Annotated in this window: 20 protein-coding genes and 2 pseudogenes; 1 reads left to right on the forward strand and 21 read right to left on the reverse strand. The window is 39.7% G+C overall.

What is annotated here, in order from left to right:
- Positions 1-19: 19 nt before the first annotated feature.
- The 15 genes and pseudogenes from H7U04_RS01235 to H7U04_RS01305 all read right to left on the reverse strand — a co-directional run bounded on the left by H7U04_RS01235 (position 20) and on the right by H7U04_RS01305 (position 13056).
- On the reverse strand, positions 20-217 hold the full coding sequence (locus H7U04_RS01235; protein ID WP_002890193.1) for a F0F1 ATP synthase subunit C: 198 nt from the start codon (positions 215-217) through the stop codon (positions 20-22).
- 345 nt (positions 218-562) lie between these two features.
- Positions 563-874: an IS3 family transposase gene (locus H7U04_RS01240; protein WP_201042659.1), complete on the reverse strand. Its 312-nt coding sequence runs from the start codon at positions 872-874 to the stop codon at positions 563-565.
- A gap of 188 nt (positions 875-1062) precedes the next feature.
- A complete protein-coding gene (locus tag H7U04_RS01245) occupies positions 1063-1296 on the reverse strand; it encodes a transposase (protein ID WP_201042657.1) in 234 nt (77 codons plus the stop codon).
- 640 nt (positions 1297-1936) lie between these two features.
- The gene (locus H7U04_RS01250; protein ID WP_201042655.1) at positions 1937-3034 is read right to left on the reverse strand and encodes a hypothetical protein; all 1098 of its coding nucleotides are present in this window, start codon (positions 3032-3034) and stop codon (positions 1937-1939) included.
- Positions 3035-3107: 73 nt separating this feature from the next.
- Complete coding sequence (locus tag H7U04_RS01255) at positions 3108-5759, reverse strand: valine--tRNA ligase (protein WP_201042654.1); 2652 nt, start codon at positions 5757-5759, stop codon at positions 3108-3110.
- A gap of 13 nt (positions 5760-5772) precedes the next feature.
- On the reverse strand, positions 5773-6969 hold the full coding sequence (locus H7U04_RS01260) for a hypothetical protein (RefSeq protein WP_257056723.1): 1197 nt from the start codon (positions 6967-6969) through the stop codon (positions 5773-5775).
- A gap of 69 nt (positions 6970-7038) precedes the next feature.
- A pseudogene (locus tag H7U04_RS11565) lies at positions 7039-7161 on the reverse strand (GNAT family N-acetyltransferase); the annotation flags it as partial.
- Positions 7162-7174: 13 nt separating this feature from the next.
- Entirely contained in the window at positions 7175-7753 is a 579-nt protein-coding gene (locus H7U04_RS01270; protein ID WP_201042645.1) for a flavin reductase family protein, read from the reverse strand.
- A 396-nt stretch (positions 7754-8149) separates the two neighbouring features.
- On the reverse strand, positions 8150-8428 hold the full coding sequence (locus tag H7U04_RS01275; RefSeq protein ID WP_142390731.1) for a hypothetical protein: 279 nt from the start codon (positions 8426-8428) through the stop codon (positions 8150-8152).
- Positions 8429-8439: 11 nt separating this feature from the next.
- The gene (locus H7U04_RS01280; RefSeq protein ID WP_037612505.1) at positions 8440-8655 is read right to left on the reverse strand and encodes a hypothetical protein; all 216 of its coding nucleotides are present in this window, start codon (positions 8653-8655) and stop codon (positions 8440-8442) included.
- A gap of 227 nt (positions 8656-8882) precedes the next feature.
- Complete coding sequence (locus H7U04_RS01285) at positions 8883-9086, reverse strand: hypothetical protein (protein ID WP_002886082.1); 204 nt, start codon at positions 9084-9086, stop codon at positions 8883-8885.
- Positions 9087-9218: 132 nt separating this feature from the next.
- On the reverse strand, positions 9219-9836 hold the full coding sequence (locus H7U04_RS01290; RefSeq protein WP_070576484.1) for a PepSY domain-containing protein: 618 nt from the start codon (positions 9834-9836) through the stop codon (positions 9219-9221).
- 112 nt (positions 9837-9948) lie between these two features.
- Positions 9949-10833 (reverse strand): EamA family transporter RarD, encoded by an 885-nt coding sequence (gene rarD, locus H7U04_RS01295; protein ID WP_201042643.1) that lies wholly within the window; start codon positions 10831-10833, stop codon positions 9949-9951.
- Positions 10826-11686 (reverse strand): homoserine kinase, encoded by an 861-nt coding sequence (gene thrB / locus H7U04_RS01300; protein ID WP_201042641.1) that lies wholly within the window; start codon positions 11684-11686, stop codon positions 10826-10828. The genes rarD and thrB overlap by 8 nt, the downstream gene beginning before the upstream one ends.
- 83 nt (positions 11687-11769) lie before the next feature.
- Positions 11770-13056 carry a homoserine dehydrogenase gene (locus H7U04_RS01305; protein WP_201042639.1) on the reverse strand — a complete coding sequence of 429 codons (1287 nt, stop codon included), beginning with the start codon at positions 13054-13056 and terminating at the stop codon, positions 11770-11772.
- A gap of 172 nt (positions 13057-13228) precedes the next feature.
- Here H7U04_RS01305 and H7U04_RS01310 point away from each other — a divergent pair, with 172 nt between their 5' ends.
- Complete coding sequence (locus H7U04_RS01310) at positions 13229-14107, forward strand: polysaccharide deacetylase family protein (protein ID WP_201042637.1); 879 nt, start codon at positions 13229-13231, stop codon at positions 14105-14107.
- Positions 14108-14147: 40 nt separating this feature from the next.
- Here H7U04_RS01310 and H7U04_RS01315 read toward each other — a convergent pair whose 3' ends face one another.
- The 6 genes and pseudogenes from H7U04_RS01315 to H7U04_RS01340 form a co-directional block, all read right to left on the reverse strand.
- Positions 14148-15278 carry an acetylornithine transaminase gene (locus H7U04_RS01315; RefSeq protein WP_107372619.1) on the reverse strand — a complete coding sequence of 377 codons (1131 nt, stop codon included), beginning with the start codon at positions 15276-15278 and terminating at the stop codon, positions 14148-14150.
- Positions 15279-15281: 3 nt separating this feature from the next.
- Positions 15282-16019, reverse strand: coding sequence for an acetylglutamate kinase (gene argB, locus H7U04_RS01320; protein ID WP_201059246.1), 738 nt, complete (start codon positions 16017-16019; stop codon positions 15282-15284).
- A gap of 26 nt (positions 16020-16045) precedes the next feature.
- On the reverse strand, positions 16046-17239 hold the full coding sequence (gene argJ / locus H7U04_RS01325; protein ID WP_155198045.1) for a bifunctional glutamate N-acetyltransferase/amino-acid acetyltransferase ArgJ: 1194 nt from the start codon (positions 17237-17239) through the stop codon (positions 16046-16048).
- A gap of 28 nt (positions 17240-17267) precedes the next feature.
- Positions 17268-18290, reverse strand: a complete 1023-nt coding sequence (gene argC, locus H7U04_RS01330) for an N-acetyl-gamma-glutamyl-phosphate reductase (protein ID WP_156685158.1) — start codon at positions 18288-18290, stop codon at positions 17268-17270.
- Between the two features lie 127 nt (positions 18291-18417).
- A pseudogene (locus H7U04_RS01335) lies at positions 18418-19598 on the reverse strand (pyridoxal phosphate-dependent aminotransferase).
- Between the two features lie 9 nt (positions 19599-19607).
- Positions 19608-20390: a carbon-nitrogen family hydrolase gene (locus H7U04_RS01340; RefSeq protein WP_110981043.1), complete on the reverse strand. Its 783-nt coding sequence runs from the start codon at positions 20388-20390 to the stop codon at positions 19608-19610.
- Positions 20391-20521: the final 131 nt, after the last annotated feature.

Below are 20521 nucleotides of genomic sequence, written 5' to 3' on the forward strand. Positions count from 1 at the left end.
TTCATCTTTTATTTGTCTATTAGACAATGTAGCTAAGGGCAAACAATACGAAGAAGGTACCTTCGATAAAGGCAACACCAGTAAACATCAATGTTTGAAGTTTGCTAAACATCTCAGGTTGGCGAGCTGCAGCTTTAGCGATATTGGCAACGAGGATACCCTCACCAACAGATACACCCATAACGGCCAAACCGAGGGCTAAGATAGTTAGATTCATAGTAGAATTCTCCTTTTAATTTTTTTTACCCTGTTATTTTAGTCCTATTTTCCACGAAAGTCAATGAATTGACGGTTTTTAAGACGTTTTCACTGACTTTACCTAACGTTTTCATTTTACTTACACAAGCGTTTACTTTTAATGAAAAACTTTCTGCTTATTTCATAAAAACAAGCCTAACCTTGTGAGATTAGACTTGTTTGGGAGATTTATGAAAAAAGAAAGATACACTGTCTGACTTAAAACCAGAACATGTGAGCGCTACCGAACGACGTTCAGTAATACTTATTAGGATGACTATAGTATAACTTGAGTTCCTTAAAGAAAGCTGAAGGCGGGAATTATTTATAAAATATGAAAATAATTATTTATTCTTCGCCACCCATCCGAAAGTGTGTAGATATATGTTATGTCAGTTACCCACTTTTGATTGATTTTATCTGTTGAAAAATCACGATTTAACAAATCAGGGTATTCTTTAGCTTCTTGTTTTGACAATGAAGCAGGTCGGTATTTCTTTCTGACGATCGAACGAATATTTAATTCAGTCATCAGTTTTTGTACTCTCTTTTCAGAAATCTGGTATCCCTTTTCCAATAAATCTTTATGGATTTTTGGAGCACCATATCGCTTAGAAGAGGCAAGATAAGAGATCATAATCTCCTTTTTAAAGAAGTTTATTTTCTTGATCTCGTTGGCTTGGTTGGTGGCTTTTAAAGGCGTAGTAGCTAGACCGTGAAACTTGGAATAGGTTACACGTCACCTTAATATAAAACTGGTGACTAGCATAAAGATGATCGATCATTTGAAAGATAGTAGAATCTTTTATTTCTTCGCAAAGATCGTCAAGGCTTTTTTAAGATTTCATTTTCCTCCTTCATTTTAGCCATCTCTTTGCGCATTTGTTGGAGTTCATGAAGGGATACATTTTGATCTTTAAATTTCCCATATAGTTGAAGCCATTTGTATATAGTTTGGTTGGCAACTCCGTACTCTTTGACTAAATCTGAAACAGGCTGTCCTGCTTCATGCAATTGAACAATTGTTTCCTTGAACTCTTTGGTATATTTTTGGCTCATTTGGACATCTCCTTTTGGTTAGATACTATTCCACCAAAACGTGTCCATAAAATCATACTAACATCAATGTAAAAGCAAATTATAATTTTCAGTATTCTTAGCCATAAACATTTCCTCAAAAATTAATCTATCACAATTATACCTCAAAAAGGATATTTAATCATGTTTTTATCTTAAATTAGTGCCCTAAAGTTAATAGTTTTCATAATCTTTCACTCCTCCCTTAGGAAAGTCAACATTTACCAAGTGTTTAGCATTCCACTTGATAATGAAATGCTGTGCCCTTCTATCCAATTTATTAATGGTCTTGAAAAAGTTAAAATATAGCAAACCTAATATCTAGCTATTACGCATAATCCTCTCATCATGAGAATAGAGTTCTTAGCTACCATTAAAACACTCCTGCTTCGCAAAGTCAGCTTCTTGGTTCCCATAAAGATCCGCTATCTTTTTCAGTCAAAATCTATGAAAAAAATCTGATTTAGAATATTGTAAGCACTCGTCTATCTCGTCTATAAAGACAGTTTTTCATTCAGTTCATCTGACGAACGGACTAAAGTTGATATAGCCATAAAATTACTGCTTCTTGAAATAAAAGATAGTTTAGTTTTGATGTAGTTTTTCGGAAGTTAGTTTTATTTTATCTAAAAATTTTCTTAAAGAAATTCGAAAATTTTCCTTCATTAAATCTTCGCATTTGTTTTTCAACAAAAAGTCTTGTCTTTTCATCTGAATATTCTAATTCTTTATTCGGTAATAACTTTTTTAGAACCTCCCTAACATAATCGTCAAGAACTATTGAAATGCGCTCAATCTCATTTTGGTCAAATTTTATTCTATTTCCATGAGTATGCTGCGACCTAATCTTATATGCAATGGCAATGTTATCAACTATTTTTTGCTTTTCTGTCGATTCCTCTGACAATAAATTAGCTGTAATATACTTTAGCTTTCTTCCCATTCTACGCGTACCGTCTCCAAAGGCATATAAGCACTGTAGAACTTGCATATATTTATCAATTTTAGAAGCGAGTAAACTATTCTTACGTGCTTCTTGTAAATAGACAAGGGCTCTAGAATAACTTGCAAATTTACTTCTATCTATTTTATCGTTTTCAAATGAAGTATAATGATTGGTAATATGATTTCTCTCAATTTCTTTGGTTCCTATACGAGAATTTATAATTGGAAATACTAATTCATAATATTTTTTTATACTCTTAATTTCTCTGCCGTCAACTGAAACCACTTGATGACTCCCATTTGCCATTGTATAATTCATATCAGAATTTGAAGCAGAATAATACCCATTCTCAATAATCGTATAAGCTAAATTCGATTGTACACAAGAATCTTTCAAAAGCCAAATAGCAGTTGATAAAGAGACAAATTTAATTAGAAGATTATAATAATACTCGCCGTAAACTCTATCAGCAAGCTCTTTAATTTTTTGGTTTTTTATAGCTTCACTAGCCAATTGTTGATGATTTAATTTATCCTCATGCGAAAATTTTATTTCTTCAATCAAAGATAATTTATTCAAAAATTCTTCTAATCTGACACTACCAAAATATTCTTTAAATTGTTTTGAAAATTTCTTGTGATTTAAAAAATAATTTTTAGATAGGTCAACTTTTATAGATACACTAATCTCATCACTATCTCTAATAAAATTAAACAGCTTCAAATCTGTTTCACTAACTCCTAGAAAATTTAATTCCATAGTAATTATATTCATTATCTTCTCCTTAATCATTTAGTATGAGATCAATTATACCAAAAAAACACGGCATTCCGCCGTGCTTCTTTGTTTATTTAACCAATTTCTTCATTTCTTCAATACGTACGACTGTCGCATCGTATTTAGCTTGGTAATCTTCTTGTTTGTCGCGTTCTTTTTGGACGACTTCTGGTTTGGCATTGGCTACGAAGCGCTCGTTAGAGAGTTTCTTACCAACCATAGCCAGTTCTTTTTGCCATTTAGCCAATTCTTTTTCAAGACGGGCCAATTCTTCTTCGACATTAAGAAGGTCAGCGAGTGGCAAGTAGATTTCTGCGCCTGTGATGATGCTTGACATAACCAAGTCAGGTACTTCGACATCTGCTGCAATTTCCAAGTGTTCTGGGTTTGTGAAGCGTTTGATGTAGTTGACATTGTCATTGAAGAAGGCATCGAGCTTGCTATCACTAGTCTTGATCAAGATGGTGATTGGCTTGCTTGGTGCTACATTCACTTCAGCACGTGAGTTACGAACGGAGCGAATCACGTCTTTAAGAGCTTCTACACCAGCTGCTGCTGCTTCGTTTTCAAACTCTGGACGAACCACTGGGTATTCAGCAGTCACGATTGTTCCTTCAGAGATTTGGCCATAGATTTCTTCAGTCACGAATGGCATGATTGGGTGAAGGAGACGCAAGATTTGATCCAAGGTGTAAAGAAGAACCGAACGAGTGATGACTTTTTCGTCCTCATTGTCGCTATAAAGCACTTCCTTAGTTAACTCAACATACCAGTCCGCAAACTCATCCCAGATGAAGTTGTAGAGGATGTGACCAGCCACACCGAATTCAAACTTATCAAAGTTTTCAGTGACTTTTCCAATAGTTTCGTTGAGGTTGTGGAGAATCCAACGGTCTGTCACGTTACCTGCTTGGCCAACAGCCACTTTAGCTACATTTTCACGCGCCACATCCAAGGTCAATCCTTCATTGTTCATGAGAATGTAACGAGAGATATTCCAAATCTTGTTAATGAAGTTCCAAGACGCATCCATTTTCTCATAAGAGAAACGCACGTCTTGCCCTGGTGCAGAACCGTTTGAAAGGAACCAACGGAGGGCATCGGCACCGTATTTCTCGATAACATCCATTGGGTCAATACCGTTACCGAGTGATTTAGACATCTTACGTCCTTGCTCATCACGAATAAGTCCGTGGATAAGGACATTCTTAAATGGTTGGCGTCCTGTGAATTCCAATGATTGGAAGATCATACGAGACACCCAGAAGAAGATGATATCGTAACCAGTAACCAAGGTTGAAGTTGGGAAGTAACGTTTGAAGTCTTCTGCTTCCACTTCAGGCCAACCCATAGTTGAGAATGGCCAGAGGGCAGAACTGAACCAAGTATCCAAGACATCTTCGTCTTGTTTCCATCCATCACCTTCTGGTGCTTCTTCACCAACGTACATTTCACCCTCAGCATTGTACCAGGCAGGGATTTGGTGACCCCACCAGAGCTGACGAGAAATAACCCAATCGTGGACATTTTCCATCCATTGAAGGAAGGTATCGTTGAAACGAGGTGGGTAGAATTCTACTTTGTCGTCTGTATCTTGGTTTGCGATAGCATTTTTCGCCAATTGATCCATCTTAACGAACCATTGTGTAGACAAGCGTGGCTCAACAGGCACACCTGTACGCTCTGAGTGACCAACTGAGTGAGTCATTTTCTCAATTTCAACAAGGGCACCGATTTCTTCCAATTTCTTAACAACAGCCTTACGAGCTTCAAAGCGGTCCATGCCGTTGAATTCACCAGCCAATTCATTCATGGTACCATCATCGTTCATGACATTGACTTGTGGCAAGTTATGACGTTGACCAACCAAGAAGTCATTAGGGTCATGGGCAGGTGTGATTTTAACCACACCAGTACCAAACTCAGGGTCTGCGTGTTCGTCCCCAACGATTGGGATTGGCTTGTTCAAGATTGGCAAGATAACATTTTTACCAATCAAATCTTTATAGCGGTCATCGTTTGGGTTAACCGCTACGGCAGTATCCCCAAACATAGTTTCAGGACGTGTTGTTGCCACTTCAAGGGCACGTGAACCATCTTCCAACATGTAGTTCATGTGGTAGAAGGCACCTTCCACATCCTTGTGAATAACCTCGATATCAGAGAGGGCTGTACGGGCTTTGGGATCCCAGTTGATGATGAATTCACCACGGTAAATCCAACCTTTTTTGTAAAGCTCTACAAAGACCTTGCGAACGGCTTTTGACAAACCTTCGTCAAGGGTGAAACGCTCACGAGAGTAGTCTACAGAGAGTCCCATCTTACCCCATTGTTGCTTGATAGTTGAGGCATACTCGTCTTTCCATTCCCAAACTTTATCAAGGAATTTTTCACGGCCAAGGTCATAACGAGAAATGTCGTCTTCAGCCAAACGTGCTTCAACCTTAGCTTGAGTGGCAATACCTGCGTGGTCCATACCAGGAAGCCAAAGCGTATCAAAACCTTGCATACGTTTTTGACGGATGATAATATCTTGCAAAGTAGTATCCCAAGCGTGACCAAGGTGAAGTTTACCAGTTACGTTTGGTGGTGGAATAACGATTGAATAAGGCTTAGCCTTTTTATCGCCAGAAGGCTTGAAAACATCCTCATCAAGCCATTTTTGGTAACGACCAGCCTCAACCTCGGCTGGATTGTATTTAGGTGAAAGTTCTTTAGACATGTGTGTTCTCCTTTTATTCTGTTAAATAATAATATTTGCCGTCTTTTGATATTATTTTAGTTTCTTTTTTGAGTAAATTCTCAGTTGTATTTTTTATCTCAAGTGAATTATCTAATTGTTTATAAATTTGTGTGATTACAGAATTAGGTATTTCATTATATTTCCAATCATTGACAATCATTCCAGGAATTTCGAATAATAATCCTTCCCAACCTTGCTTAGCATATCTCTTATTATCCAAATCAAGTGCAAATGTTTTGATGCTCTCATCATGCCATTGATTTAATAAATTTCTAGCATCAGTAGATTGTTCAATATAAATGTTATATAAAGAATAACAATGATCAGAAGATACGGTACCCTTGTTTAATAGATAAATTAACCTTCCAATTTCTTCTAAAATCGAGAGCAAGTATTGTTGAAAGCTAATTAATCTATCAACTTCCTCGATACTCTCTTTGTACTTATCAAATTCATTGTTATGACCTTTAGAAACAATATTTTCTATCGTTAAATTGACTTGCTGTAATAATTCAACTGCATCATCTCTATATCGACTTAAGTCATCTAGAGAACGTTTTCTCAATTCATCATTTTCAATGATTTCGATATTAAATTTGGATATGTTACCAACTTTTCCTATTAAAGCTATTATTCTAGCTTTAAATTCAGTCTGTTGAAAATCATATATTTTATCGATTCCTTCTTGCATTTCGGTCATTTTAGTATCAATTTGAGCCATATAATATTGACCTACAACCATGGAGGAAATATTCATTACATCAGCTACTGTATTTGAGATAGCTGTTAAATTTTCAGCATCTATTGGTATAAGATTGGCTTGACCTGCAAGCTTATTATTTATGTTGTAACCACCGCGAAAAGCTCCCTGTAATTTTTTCGAATCATAAAGTTTTGCTTCAGGTGGGATAATTACTTGATAAATATTACCTTCTTTAACTTTATTTAATAACTCTTCAATAGATTTATTTTTGACATGATTGTTGAAGTTTTGAACAATTTGAGGCACAAGAGCATCTAATTTCGCTACAACATTTCCATCTGAAATCTCATGAATAGGTTTTTCATCAAGATTAATCTCTGTAGGTAAGAACTCAATTTTAGGCATTAGAGCTAAAAATTCCTCGTTTATTGGAGATACTTCATAATCAGTATTTGGGATAATTTCATTAGAATAACTAATATCCAACTTTTTCTTTTTTTTCTTTTTTATAAAAGTAAAAACTTAGAAGTATAAGCAATAAGATAACAAACCATTTCATTTCTCCTCCTCCCACTCACTCCTAAGAAAGCCATGCCTCAACTTATCACAGCGCTTGCCTCAAGCATCTTTGCGGTCTCGAATGCGAGCTTCAAGGGTAAAGCCAAGCTTCTCAGCGACTAGTTCTGGTAACTCAGCTCTTTTCATCCCTCTTCCTCGCTTTCTTGATAAAGCTTCCCATGTGGTCGACTCGGTCATCTAGATAGCGATAGACACGTTTATGACCATCTCCCATAAAGTAAGTCGGTGCAAAAGAATCATTACGGAAATGTCCCTTGTCATCTAGCAAACCAGGATCAGCAAGGCGGTCTAGGATCTTAGCAAAGATATGACAGATACGATCTTCCTCAATAATTCTGTCGACCTCACAATCCAGAACGACTGGACAGGCATCCAGGATAGGTGCTTGTGTCAAATCAGAAGGTTGAAAATCTATGCCGAGTTTAGCAATCTTCTCACGATGACTAATAAAACCAGCCTGCTCCATCTCCAGCATAAAACTTTCATCAGGAATATTCACTGTGAACTTCTGATAATGTTTAATCTGGTCTGCCGCATTTTCCTCGCTACCGACCCCTATAACGAGCCAATCTCCTAGACTATAAGAAGAACTACAAGTCGTCACATTATAGCCATAGGTCTGGTCCTGGTAACCCAAGATAAAAATGGGAAAACCATAGTACAATTTACTGGTCTCAAAAGATTGCTTCATGTCACCCTCCTCTGATAGGAACGTAGACCTCGCTTGCGCTCTGTCTGCATCAATATCTCTAAATTCACCTGCGACCTTCGGTCTTGGTTCTTTAAAAGCTATAGAAAATCCCTGCCATAACTATGACAGGGACGAATGTGTATCCGCGGTACCACCCAGTTTTGAGTGGTAACCACTCACAGCTTTCTTGATTCAATTTGACCATCAGCAACCAGCTTTGACATTTGTGCGGATTTCTCAGTACCACCGCTTCCTGTGACAAATGGGCTTCAAAGCACCTCTGAATGGTCTTATTTTATCACAATTTTAAGACCAAGACAAATGAAATTTTGATGGAAATCTTATTGATTTTTGAATTTGAAAGTATGTCCTTTGTCCTACTTTTCCTCACAATTTTCAATGGCTACTATTACCTTTCATGACAAGTTCTAACTTTGCTTGGCTTTCCAAATATCTCTTACGGTAAGTTATTGCCATCGTTTTATACTCTTCGGAGGACATTTTATAAAAAACTGCTTCTTCTTTGTAAGATTCTACAAACTGTTTGTAATAATCGATATCTTTTATCGGATTCTTAATAATCTTATCTATCAACACATAAATCCCTAAAAATACACCACCAAGAATCATCCCAAGAAAATAGGGCGCCACAAGAAATGATTTAATTAACTCCATGAAGTTCACCATCACTTTCCTTCAAAATCCTTCTGAAAATGTTCTTTATGAACTTTTAATTCAAGCCCACAAACATCTTTGAGCTTTTTCCCAGCTGCAACTCGTCTTTGATGTGCTCTAATTAAAACATGTTCGGACTGTGTATGACTAATAAAATAACACAATAGCAGGTAAGTAACTATAACCCCTAACATCATAGTAATTATCCTAACCACCAAGAAAATCATCTCTCTACTCCTCTCTTAAGGAACTTGCTGAAACCATTGTAACAAAACATCGGCTAAAATCGAGACCGTTTTCACAAGAAATGGCTCACTTATCATAAGTAAAAGCATTTATTTTATTTTAAGTACATGAATGATGGTATTATAGATATTTCAAGACAGATAATCTACATTCTAGATAACTTTATTTTCTATTAGAAAAATCCCTGTCTTCCGACAAGGATTTCATCTTATTTTTCTTCCTTAGCTCTTTCTTCTTTTAGCCATTTTTCATAGCTTTCGAGTAGATTGATAGCCATTTGGGTTGCCAAGGCTAGCGAGAAGGCTTCTGTACCTTCAGTTGTTTCGTCTTGGACTTCCAATTTACTTTCTTCGTAAATGGCTTTGAGAGCCTTATTGCTAAGCGTGTCTTTAAATGCTTGGAATTCTTTCATGGTCAAAGCCTCCTTGATTCTACGGCAAGATCTACAGCTACTGTTACCGTTTTCACCTTTAGTTTACACCATTTCAGAGAAATTGCAAGGATTTTCCTTAATAATAAGGAGAGCTTTCACTCTATCTGCGACCTACTGAGCAGGAGTCGCAGCCCCTGTGAGATACTCAGTCGTATAGGCTACGATAGCTCCCGAATCAGCATTTACCGCGTATTTATAACGTAGACCGCTAGCAGCATAGTCAAAGCTGATATTGTAGACCTTACCATCTCCTTCAGTCTTCAATTCCGTTTTCAAGTTTGTCACAGAACCTTCAGCTAGGCCAGCATGGTTAAGAGCTGTTGTTTGCGCAGTCTCTTTTGATACAGCTGTCTCTTCCTTGCTTTCACTAGGTTGAGTCTCGTCTTTAGGTTCTTCACCTTTTTGAGCGTCATCCTCATCCTTAGTTGTTGGATGGTCACTCTTATGTTTCAAAATAGATCCTGACTGACCATCAATTGTATACTCAAAATGGTTGTCTGACGTTGTGAAACTAATCTCATAACTTCCGTGAAGCCCAGAACGTGCTTTCGAAACTGTTGATTGAGAAATCTCAGAAGTTTTGACACCTGCATTTTTGTAAGCAATGTCTGCCGCATCTTGTTCTGACAAGCGATAACCTGAACCGTTAAAGATAAACAGGCCTGCAGCGATGGCAACTGGGATAGCGAGCAGAAGCAGATAGCCCGCTAGCTTTTTCATTTTTCGCATAAAATTCTCCGCTATTTTAATCTAATACTACTATTATATCTTAAAGTTCTAAAATTGTCAGATAAACTTGGCTCATTTTTAGGACAACATCATAAAAAGTTCCCGATAGCTATCAGGAACTTCTACGAAATGTTACTATTTGGCCAGTTACAAAGACTAGTATGGCCATCCAGATAAAGAGGAAGCCTTTCAACTCTCCAAAGCTGACCGTCTCACCAAAAATGAGGATGGCTACGAGAAGTTGAATCGTAGGATTAAGATACTGGATGAAACCAATAAGGTTAAGCGGTGCCCTTTTGACTGCTTCTGAGAAGCAAAGCAATGGAACAGCCGTCACCACACCGGATATGGCTAGGAGAAACATTTCCATGCTCGAATAGGAAGAAAATGATTCTGGAGAAAAGAAAACGAGATAGATAGCTACAAAAGGTAGTAGCAAGCCGCTTTCTACTAGCATGGCTACGTCACTGGAGAGTCTAACCCCTTTTTTGATTAGACCATAGAAACCAAAGCTCAGAGCTAACCCCAATGAAACCATGGGAAGTTTTCCTGTATTGGCAACAAGAACCAGTACTCCTATAAAGGCCAATACTACTGCTGCCCACATGGTCCTACTCAATGATTCACGAAGAAAAATGAGGGCAAGCAGGATAGAAACAATAGGCATAATGTAATAGCCCAGGCTAGCCTGCGTCGCTTGACCATGACCCACAGCATAGATATAAATCAACCAGTTAGCTGCTATGAGAAAACTAGCAAGTAGCATACGAAGCAAGGCTTTCTTATCCTGCCAAAGTTCCACAAGCTCCTTTTTGAAACGTGTACTTTGCTTAGCGACTAGGGCGTAAGTCAGCATAGTCACCACTGTAAAAACAATGCGCCACGAGAAGGTGTTGTAAGCCGAAACACCTGCTAAAAGCTTCCAAAAAAGGGATAAAAATCCCCATTGAATATAGGTGGCCAGACCAAAGAGTAGCCCTTGATTTTTTCTAGTCAACGACAACACCTGCTTTATCCACAGACAGGATGAAGGTTTCACCATCTAAACCAAGACCATCGATAGCCGTTTTAAGAGCTTCAGCCTGATCATTTGGCGTCAAGGTCATAACTGTTGGGCCAGCGCCTGAGAGATAGGTCGCATAAGCACCATATTGACCTGACAATTCCTTAATAGTCGCAAATTCCTTGACCAATTTTTGGCGGTAGCGTTCGTGGAACATATCCCCTTGAATAGCATGTCCCGCCTTAACCAAATCGCCTGCAAAGAGGGCAGCAATGGCAACGTTGGCAATAGATGATGCAGCTACAGCTTCTTTGTAAGACAGGTCACTTGGAAGTACCCCACGTGAATCAGACGTCTTAAGCTCATAGCTCGGAATGAAGGCTACAAAGGCACACTCTGGAAAGTCTGTCACGATGCTATTAACATGTTCATCCACATAAGAGGCTACAACGAGATTCCCAAAAATAGCTGGGGCAACATTGTCCGGATGACCTTCAATCTTGGTTGCAATATCAAGTTTATCATCGTCTGAGAGCTGCAAGTTTGCCAATTGATTGGCCAACTCGATTCCTGCGACAATAACAGAACTTGAAGAACCTAGCCCACGCGCCAAGGGAATATCTGATGCCATCACCAATTTATGGGGCTGCAAATCAGACTTAACTTGCAAGGCAGTTGAAATGAGGAGGTTATTTTCATCTGAAGGAATATCTCCCAATTCATGTTCGATATGCCATGCATCCGCTGGTTCAAGCACCTCGATTGTCAAATATTTAGAAACGGCAACACCCACAGAATCAAAACCTGGACCAATATTGGCAGATGTTGCTGGAACAGTAATTTTCATAATAATACACCAAAAGGAGGAAAGCCATCAGCGACTTTTCTCCTTGAATACCTTTCTTATACGCACCAGTATGGGCTTATCAATTAGTTAGACAAAACTTTCAATGTATTGACAACAGTGAAGTCTTCTGCTGCTTCAAGTTTTTCAGTAACAGCTTTGAGTTGTGTCTTAGACATAGCATGTGTAATCACAACGATACGAGCTGTTGTACCATTTGCTTTTTGTTGCAAGACTTGTTCAAATGAAATATCTTCTGAGTTGAAGATTTCAGACAAGTGAAGGATTTTACCTTTTTCGTCTGGCGTATCAAGGGCAAAGTAGTAGTTGCTCTTAACATCTGCTGGATTAGCCAATGGCAAGTCACGACGGAACTCATTAAATGGTTTACCCACATTGCCATCTGAAAGACGACGAGCAATACGGATAATGTCTGCCAAAACAGATGTTGCTGTTGGTTTTTGACCAGCACCTGGACCGTAGTACATTGATTCGCCAATACCGATAGATTCAACAAAGACTGCATTCATGACATCGTTGACGCTAGCAAGTGGGTGATTTTTTGGCAAGAATGTTGGGGACACTTCTGCTGAGATACCTGATTCTACTTCACGCACATCACCAACCAATTTGATGACATAACCTAATTCTTGAGCAACAGCTACATCATCAGTAGAGATGTTTGTAATCCCCTTGTGAGTCACATCGTCGAAATCAATTGTGGCACCAAATCCAAATTGGCTAAGGATAACAGCTTTATAAGCAGCATCAATACCTTCAACGTCGTTAGTTGGATCACTTTCGGCATAACCAAGTTCTTGAGCAGTCTTAAGAGCGTCCTCATATGACCAACCTTCGTCAACCATCTTAGTCATCATGAAGTTAGATGTTCCGTTAAGCACACCAAGGATACGTGTCACCTTATCAGACGTCAAAGAGTTAGCCAAAGTACGCAAAATTGGAATACCACCAGCAACAGCAGCTTCATAGTAGAAAGCCACTCCCTTATCTTGGGCAAGAGAAATCAACTCTTTTCCATGAGTAGCAATCAAGTCTTTGTTAGCAGAAACAACGTTTTTACCTGCTTCAAGTGCTTTTGTGATGAAGGTACGAGCTGGCTCGATACGACCCATCAATTCAACCACGATTTGAATCTCTTCATCATTAAGGATTTCGTCAACATTTGTGACAAAATTGTAGTCGTTTCCGGAAGCGATAAGACGATTTTTTTCCTCGTCATCTTTAACCAAAACTTTGGCAATTTCGAGTTGGTCACGTGAGGCCGCAAGAACCTTTTCACCATTTTCCTTCAAGAGGAAAGGAATACCGCTAGCTACTGTACCAAAGCCAAGCAATCCAATTTTAATAGACATTTACGATTTCTCCTTAAAAACATACATTTCTTTAATTGTACCACATTTCTATCGGAATTGACAGAATATTGTTGCCATTTAAGGAGGCAAGTATTCTTTTTACTGAAAATTCTGTGCATTTCCATCCCATTTTTGTTAGAATAATAACTAGACCTATTTGAAAGGGGATACAATGACTTCTCAAAAGAAAAAAACAACTCAAGCTAACAGAAAGAAACTGAACCTTCTTCTGCTTTTCCTAAATATTGTCCTTCTTGGCTTACTAGCAGTCTTTATGCTTAACCGACCAAATCATTCGAAAAGCAAGCAACAACAAGCTCAGACCAGTCAGTCTAAGACGACAGCTAAATGGAAAACCTATGACGATCCTGTCCAAATCCCTATCCTCATGTATCATGCAGTACACGTCATGGATCCATCTGAAGCCTCCAACGCCAACCTTATCGTTGACCCAGACCTCTTCGAGGCACAAATCAAGGCCTTGGCGAAGGCAGGATACTACTTCCTAACGCCTGAAGAAGCCTACAAAGCCTTCACTGAAAACGCCCTACCTGCTAAGAAGGTTGTCTGGCTGACCTTTGACGATGGTAACGAAGATTTCTATACTATTGCCTATCCTATTCTCAAAAAATACAAGGCTAAGGCAACCAATAATATTATCACTGGCTTTGTCAAGAAAGGGAATGCTGGAAATCTAACCGTCAAACAGATGAAAGAAATGATGGCTCACGGTATGAGTTTCCAATCTCATACGGTTAACCACCCCGATTTGTCAACCACTGATAAGGCGACACAAAAGGTTGAATTAACGGATTCTATTGACTTCCTTGAAAATAAACTCAATACCAAGGTCAATACCATTGCCTACCCATCAGGTCGCTATAATCAAACGACACTTGACCTAGCTAAGAAAACTTACAAGTTAGGACTAACAACCAACGAAGGGCTAGCCAGTGCCAAGGATGGTCTTCTCTCACTTAATCGTGTCCGTATTCTGCCAACAACAACAGCTAAAGGACTTCTCAGCGAGATTGATACTGACAATGAGTAAAAGAAATCACTTGATTCAAGAATCAAGTGATTTTTATGTTCTAGTCAAATATTTCTGATAGGATAGCCACACCCTTTTCAATTTCAGCATCACTTAGGGTGATTGGTGGCAAAAGACGAATCACGCTTGTCCCTGCAGTTAAGACAATTAACCCCTTATCTCGAGCCGACTGGACCAATTCTCCTAAATTGCCAGTAGTCTCAATCCCAATCATATAGCCCAAGCCACGTACAGTGGTAACCGTCTCTTTATCAGATAAAGCTGCCTGCAATTTTGCTTGTAGCTGGTTTCCATTTTCAAGGGCAGTATCTAGAAAACCTGGGACCAACATAACTTCAAGCGTAGCTTTGGCCGCCGCCATAGCCAGTTTATTTCCTCCAAAGGTAGAGCCGTGACTTCCGTAAGAGAAGGCTTCTCCAAGAGATGACTTAGCAAGCATGGCACCAACTGGCACCCCATTTGCCAAACCTTTTGCCAGAGTAAAGATATCTGGTTCAATATCGTAGTGCTCATAAGCATAAAGCTTACCAGTACGACCAAGGCCTGTCTGAACCTCATCTACAATAAGATAAATACCCATCTCCTTACAAAAGTCAGCCAAAGCCTTAACAAAGTCCTTATCAGCAGGTTGAACACCTGATTCCCCTTGAACCAACTCCAACATAATAGCCGCTGTTTCGTCACTAGCTAGGGCCTTGACACTATCTATGTCATTGAAAATAGCATAGCTAAAGTGGGGCACACCTTCACCAAAGCCTTGTTTGATTTTATCCTGACCAGTGGCAGACATGGATCCAAACGTTCGACCATGGAAGGAATTTTGAAAGGTAATGATTTCTTGTTTACCTGATGCCTTACGAGCGATTTTTATGGCTGCTTCATTGGCCTCTGCACCACTATTACAGAAAAAGGCTAGATAGTCCTTGTCACCAATTAAAAGTCCAGCAACATCTTCTTGCAACTGATTGTGATAAAGATTAGGCTGGTGCAAAATCTTGCCTACCTGATCTGTTAGAGCCTGATTGACAGAGGGATGATAGCCCAGATTGGTTACCCCGATACCTGATGAAAAATCCAAGTAGGTCTTGCCAGTTGTATCTGTCAAATAATTGCCCTGTGCCGAAGCAAAATCAATCGCTGCCCGCTTATAGTTTGAAAATAGTTTTGTCATCTCTTACTCCTTGATTATGGTACCATCTGTCAGGTTATCACCAATAATGACCTGCTCAACACCGGCTTGAACTGTCTGAACAGCGCTTTGAATTTTAGGAATCATGCCCCCAGTTATCACGCATGACTCTATTTCTTTCTGAACGTCCACAAAATTCAGATGCTCCAAAACCTGACCATTTTCTAAAACTCCCTTGACATCTGTCATAAGGATAAGTTTTTTGGCACCTAGACTAATTGCCACAGCTCTAGCAAGGTAATCCGCATTGATATTGAGCAAATCACCCTGCTCACTGTAACCCAAACTAGGAATCAAGGGGATCTTACCTTGAGCAAGGAGTGCTACTAAGGTCTGATTGGCGATGTTTTTGACCTCACCCACAAAGCCATAAGTCTCTTGATCCAAAAAATCAGCATGAACAAGGTCTGGCAATTCATCTACAAGCTGATAGGCTGGCAAACCTGCAGTTGTCAGCTCACCTGCTAAGTTTTTCCCAACTATGTCAACCAAGGCTTCTTTAATCAAGTCCATATCTGACTGACCCGTCACACGAAGACCATTAACCTTATGAATTGGGATGTCATGTTCCTCCATGAGTTGGTTGATAGCAAAACCACCCCCATGGACGATAACAATTTTCTGACCAGCCTGCTGCCATTCTGACAGTTTAGCCAATATCTCGGGAGTTAGCTGCTTACTGGCTACTCCACCAATCTTAATTACAATATATTCAGCAGTCATCAGTTAACTCCTTTTCCTTAGATAGTCTAAGTGTGATAGAGGGCATTAATCTTAACGTAATCGTAAGAAAGATCACACCCCCATGCGGTTCCCTTTTCATGTCCAGCATGAAGATCTACCGTAATGGTCACTTCATCCTCATGCATGATGTCTTTCATTTCCTCATCATCAAAGGTCACAGGACTAGAGGCAAGCATGACTGGCAGACCGCCAAGCATAATATCAACATTGTCCACAGGAACGTCCACACCGGCATAGCCAACAGCAGCTAGAATACGCCCCCAGTTAGGATCTTCACCAAAAATGGCTGTTTTGACCAGGCTTGAACCGACAACAGATTTTGCCATCATACGAGCATCAAGGGCATTAGGGGCATTAACCACATCAACTTGGATGAGCTTATTGGCACCTTCACCGTCCTTGGCAATTTTCTTAGCCAGTTCTTGCATCACGAAATTAAGCATTTTCGAAAATTTTTCGAACTCTGGTGTACCTGGCAGAATCTCTTCATTGAGCGTGCAACCATTTGACATGACAAGAACCATATCATTAGTTGATGTATCCCCATCAACTGTAATCTGATTAAAGGTTTTTTCCACATTTTGACTCAAGGCCAATTGAAGGGTGTCACTAGAAATATTGGCATCACAAGTAATAAACCCAAGCATGGTTGCCATATTCGGGTGAATCATGCCTGAACCCTTAGCGACACCAGCCATAGTGACAACATCACGACCAAAAGTCTCCGTCACAGCAATAGTCTTAGTTGCTGTATCCGTCGTCAAAATCGCCTTGGCAAAATCATCAGCATTCCCATTGACCACCAACTTGGAAAGACCATTTTTCAGTGTATCCATTGGTAGCAACTCACCGATAACCCCTGTAGAAGCCACACCAACCAAATCTGGTTCAACACCTAGCTTTTCAGCGGTCCACTCCTGCATGGTGTAAGCATCCTCCAATCCTTGAGTCCCTGTACAAGAATTGGCTACACCTGAGTTAACAACGATGGCCTTCATTTTCCCAGCCTTTTTAACTGAGGTCTTGGTCACAATCAAAGGAGCTGCGATAACCTTATTAGTCGTGTAAACCCCTGCCACACTGGCTGGTTTTTCAGAGACAATCCAACCAAAATCCATTTTTCTCTTTTTAAATCCTGCATGTAGCCCATCTGCTGAGAATCCCAGCGGACTAGCAATTGTTCCATCTATGACTTTCATTTTTTTTCTCCTAACTCTATGCTTACATCTACAAGTATGACGGTGTCAGAAGCAAACCTTCCGTCTCATCCCACCCCTGCATGAGGTTAAGATTTTGAACCGCTTGACCAGCAGCACCCTTAATCAAATTATCAATCACTGAAATAACTGTCAGAACATTGGTTTTCTCATTATAGGCAAAGCCAATATCTGTAAAATTCGATCCAATAACGTTGTGTAGTTCTGGCAAACTGTCTTGCACACGTACAAAGGGTTTATCACTATAAGCCTTTGTGAATGCTGAAGCTACATCAGCTACAGTCACGTCCTTCTTCAACTTACAATAAACCGTAGCCATGATTCCACGATTAACGGGTAAAAGCGACGTTGAAAACTGAATCTCAGGCATTTCCGGATTAAAGAACTGCAAGGTTTGAACAATCTCAGGAATATGCTGATGATGATTGAGTTTATAAGTCACGTAATTATCATGAACATTGACAAAATGACTAGACTCACTCAAAGCCTTACCCGCACCAGTTAAACCAGACTTGGCATCCACAATGACACTATCCGTCTCAATCAGACCAGTAGCAACCAAAGGAAGCAAGGCCAACTCTGTCGCTGTTGCATAGCATCCAGGATTGGCAATAAATTTCTTATCCTTCACATCTGCATATTCTGATAATACATATGTAAATTTATTCAAAACACTCTGCTTAGCAGGTGATTTTTTATACCATTCTTGATAAACATCTGCTGGCAAGCGATGATCGCCAGACAAATCAATAATAGGAAAATCAGCTAGAACAAATTCCTCTGCTAGCGAGCTAGCGACTCCTGAAGGTGTGGCAAAGAAAACCAAATCCGCCTTTTGCATAATCTTTTCCGCATCGTAAGCTTCAATTTCTAAGTCACAAACACCTGTCAGATAGGGATACACATCAGACAATCGTCGGCCCACTTCCTTGGTTGCGTGAATAGAAACAAGTTCCACTTTTTTATGATTATTCAAAATTTTAACTAACTCTAAACCACTATAACCAGTGATACCAACGATTGAAACTTCCATTTATGCACTCCTTTTGAATAAATATGTAACTAGTTTATTGTATTTTTATTCATTTGTCAAGGAAGAATTGAAATTAACATGAAAAAAACAAGCAGTCTTTTCCAACTACTTGTTTCATGATTGTTATCTAGTTATTAAATAATTGCAAGTTGGCAATACGATCGACTGCTTCGACCAGACGTTCTGGCTCTACCAAAAGCCCAATACGAACATAAGCATCTCCTGCAGGACCAAATCCTTTACCTGGTGCCACAGCAACATGGGCCTTCTCAAGCAAAAGATCCGCAAAACTCTCACTAGTGTAACCCTCTGGTATAGGCATCCAAGCATAGAAAGAACCTTTGGATGGAAAGGCCTTCCAGCCAATCTTAGCAGCTGCCTGGACAAAAGCATCTCGACGGCTATCATAAGTCGCATTCAGTTGAGCAACAGCCTCCTCAGATTTAGGATCTAAGAGGGCTGCAATCCCAGCCTCCTGCAAGGCAGGAAAGATTCCCACAAAAAGATGGTCTTGAATCAGATTTAAGGCTTCAATCATCTGGTCATTCCCAGCAGCAAAGGCCAAACGCCAACCAGCCATATTGAAGGTTTTCGAGAAAGTATAGAACTCAATGCCCACATCTTTAGCACCAGGTGTTGATAAGAAGCTAGGATTCTCATAGCCTCGATAGCCCAAAGCTCCGTAAGCTAAATCACTCACCACGCCAACTTCGTAAGTCTTAGCCCAGACAACCAACTTTTCATAAAAGGCCTTAGTCGCCACAGCACCCGTAGGATTATTTGGATAATTGATATAGATAAACTTAGCACGCCGAGCTGTCTCTTCAGGAATGGCATCCAAATCTGGCAAGAAATCATTTTCAGCCGTCAAAGGAAAGGTCTCATAGGCTACACGTCCTAACTCACTCCTGATAAATAATCAGGATATCCTGGGTCAGGTAGGAGCAGGAGGTCACCTGGATTCATCAAAGCTAGGGGTAATTCCACAAGCCCAATTTTAGCACCTCCCATGACACAAATCTCACGCTCCGCATCCAAATCTACCCCATAATGTTTCTTGTAAAAACTAGCAGCAGCTTCTTTAAAAGGACGATTGCCTCGAAACTGTGAATACTTATGGCTAGCAGGATTTTTCGCTGAGGTACAAAGCGCCTCAACAATATGGTCATAGGTTGGTTGGTCTGGATTACCCTGACCAAGATTGATAACATCTGCTCCTTCCGCCACCTTGGCATTAACCTTAGCAACCAAACCTGCAAAAAACTGTTCTGGCAATGCCTTCAATAAGTCAGATTCTTCAAATAACATAAACGCTCCTTAATGATACAAGTCCGTGCGACGATCCTCAAAAACAGGAATCTGACCTCGAACCTTATCTACCTCTTCAAGATTAATATCAGCCGTAAAAATGCCCTCTTCATGCTCCTTGGTTTGTAAGACCACATTTCCAAGTGGATCTATAACCATAGAATGTCCTGAAAAGATATCGTTGGGTCCTGCTCCAACACGATTGACAGCAACTACAAAAGCTTGATTTTCAACCGCACGCGCCTTTAACAAAATCTCCCATTGCTGCACTCGAGGTTCCGGCCACTGCGCTACCACAAAAAGTACCTTTGCCCCTTGTGCCATCTGTGTTCGCACCCATTCAGGAAAACGGATATCATAACAAATGACACTGGCAGCTATCACACCATCAAGCTCAAAAACAGACTCATTCGACCCAGCAGACATGTACTGATCCTCTGCCATAAGGCCAAAGAGATGGACCTTGCTATAGGTATTGATTAAGTCCCCAGACTTATTGTAGACATAGGTCGTGTTGTAAAATTTGCCATCTTTCTCAATAGCAACGGACCCTCCAATAATAGCTACAGCATGTTTCCTAGCAAAATGAGACAAGAGTTCTTGAGAGTCCAATCCATCCTTATCCGCAAGCCCATCAAGTTCATTTAAAGCATAGCCTGTATTCCACATTTCAGGAAGCACAATAACATCATGATTGTCATCAAGCGCCCTCTCCAACATCTCTATGACGTGTTTTTTATTTTCCACAGGCTGCCCGTGAACGACATCCATCTGTACCAACGCAATTTTCATAATAACCTCGATTCTATATTAACCATTATAGCACTCCAAAAGACGTCACAAAAATTGAAAAATTCAATCTCATGATAAAGAAAGGCTATCAAAAAAGGCTGGACATAATGTCCAACCTAATCATTATTACA

It is taken from the genome of Streptococcus sp. 22.1 (genome assembly GCF_016648645.1).
In the GTDB taxonomy this organism is placed as follows: domain Bacteria; phylum Bacillota; class Bacilli; order Lactobacillales; family Streptococcaceae; genus Streptococcus.

Coding starts and splice junctions, on each gene's coding strand:
- H7U04_RS01235 (WP_002890193.1), bottom strand. CDS start 217: ATGAATCTAACTATCTTAGCCCTCGGTTTGGCCGTTATGGGTGTATCT.
- H7U04_RS01240 (WP_201042659.1), bottom strand. CDS start 874: ATGATCTCTTATCTTGCCTCTTCTAAGCGATATGGTGCTCCAAAAATC.
- H7U04_RS01245 (WP_201042657.1), bottom strand. CDS start 1,296: ATGAGCCAAAAATATACCAAAGAGTTCAAGGAAACAATTGTTCAATTG.
- H7U04_RS01250 (WP_201042655.1), bottom strand. CDS start 3,034: ATGAATATAATTACTATGGAATTAAATTTTCTAGGAGTTAGTGAAACA.
- H7U04_RS01255 (WP_201042654.1), bottom strand. CDS start 5,759: ATGTCTAAAGAACTTTCACCTAAATACAATCCAGCCGAGGTTGAGGCT.
- H7U04_RS01270 (WP_201042645.1), bottom strand. CDS start 7,753: ATGAAGCAATCTTTTGAGACCAGTAAATTGTACTATGGTTTTCCCATT.
- H7U04_RS01275 (WP_142390731.1), bottom strand. CDS start 8,428: ATGGAGTTAATTAAATCATTTCTTGTGGCGCCCTATTTTCTTGGGATG.
- H7U04_RS01280 (WP_037612505.1), bottom strand. CDS start 8,655: ATGATTTTCTTGGTGGTTAGGATAATTACTATGATGTTAGGGGTTATA.
- H7U04_RS01285 (WP_002886082.1), bottom strand. CDS start 9,086: ATGAAAGAATTCCAAGCATTTAAAGACACGCTTAGCAATAAGGCTCTC.
- H7U04_RS01290 (WP_070576484.1), bottom strand. CDS start 9,836: ATGCGAAAAATGAAAAAGCTAGCGGGCTATCTGCTTCTGCTCGCTATC.
- thrB (WP_201042641.1), bottom strand. CDS start 11,686: ATGAAAATTACTGTTCCAGCAACATCTGCCAATATTGGTCCAGGTTTT.
- H7U04_RS01305 (WP_201042639.1), bottom strand. CDS start 13,056: ATGTCTATTAAAATTGGATTGCTTGGCTTTGGTACAGTAGCTAGCGGT.
- H7U04_RS01310 (WP_201042637.1), top strand. CDS start 13,229: ATGACTTCTCAAAAGAAAAAAACAACTCAAGCTAACAGAAAGAAACTG.
- H7U04_RS01315 (WP_107372619.1), bottom strand. CDS start 15,278: ATGACAAAACTATTTTCAAACTATAAGCGGGCAGCGATTGATTTTGCT.
- argB (WP_201059246.1), bottom strand. CDS start 16,019: ATGACTGCTGAATATATTGTAATTAAGATTGGTGGAGTAGCCAGTAAG.
- argJ (WP_155198045.1), bottom strand. CDS start 17,239: ATGAAAGTCATAGATGGAACAATTGCTAGTCCGCTGGGATTCTCAGCA.
- argC (WP_156685158.1), bottom strand. CDS start 18,290: ATGGAAGTTTCAATCGTTGGTATCACTGGTTATAGTGGTTTAGAGTTA.
- H7U04_RS01340 (WP_110981043.1), bottom strand. CDS start 20,390: ATGAAAATTGCGTTGGTACAGATGGATGTCGTTCACGGGCAGCCTGTG.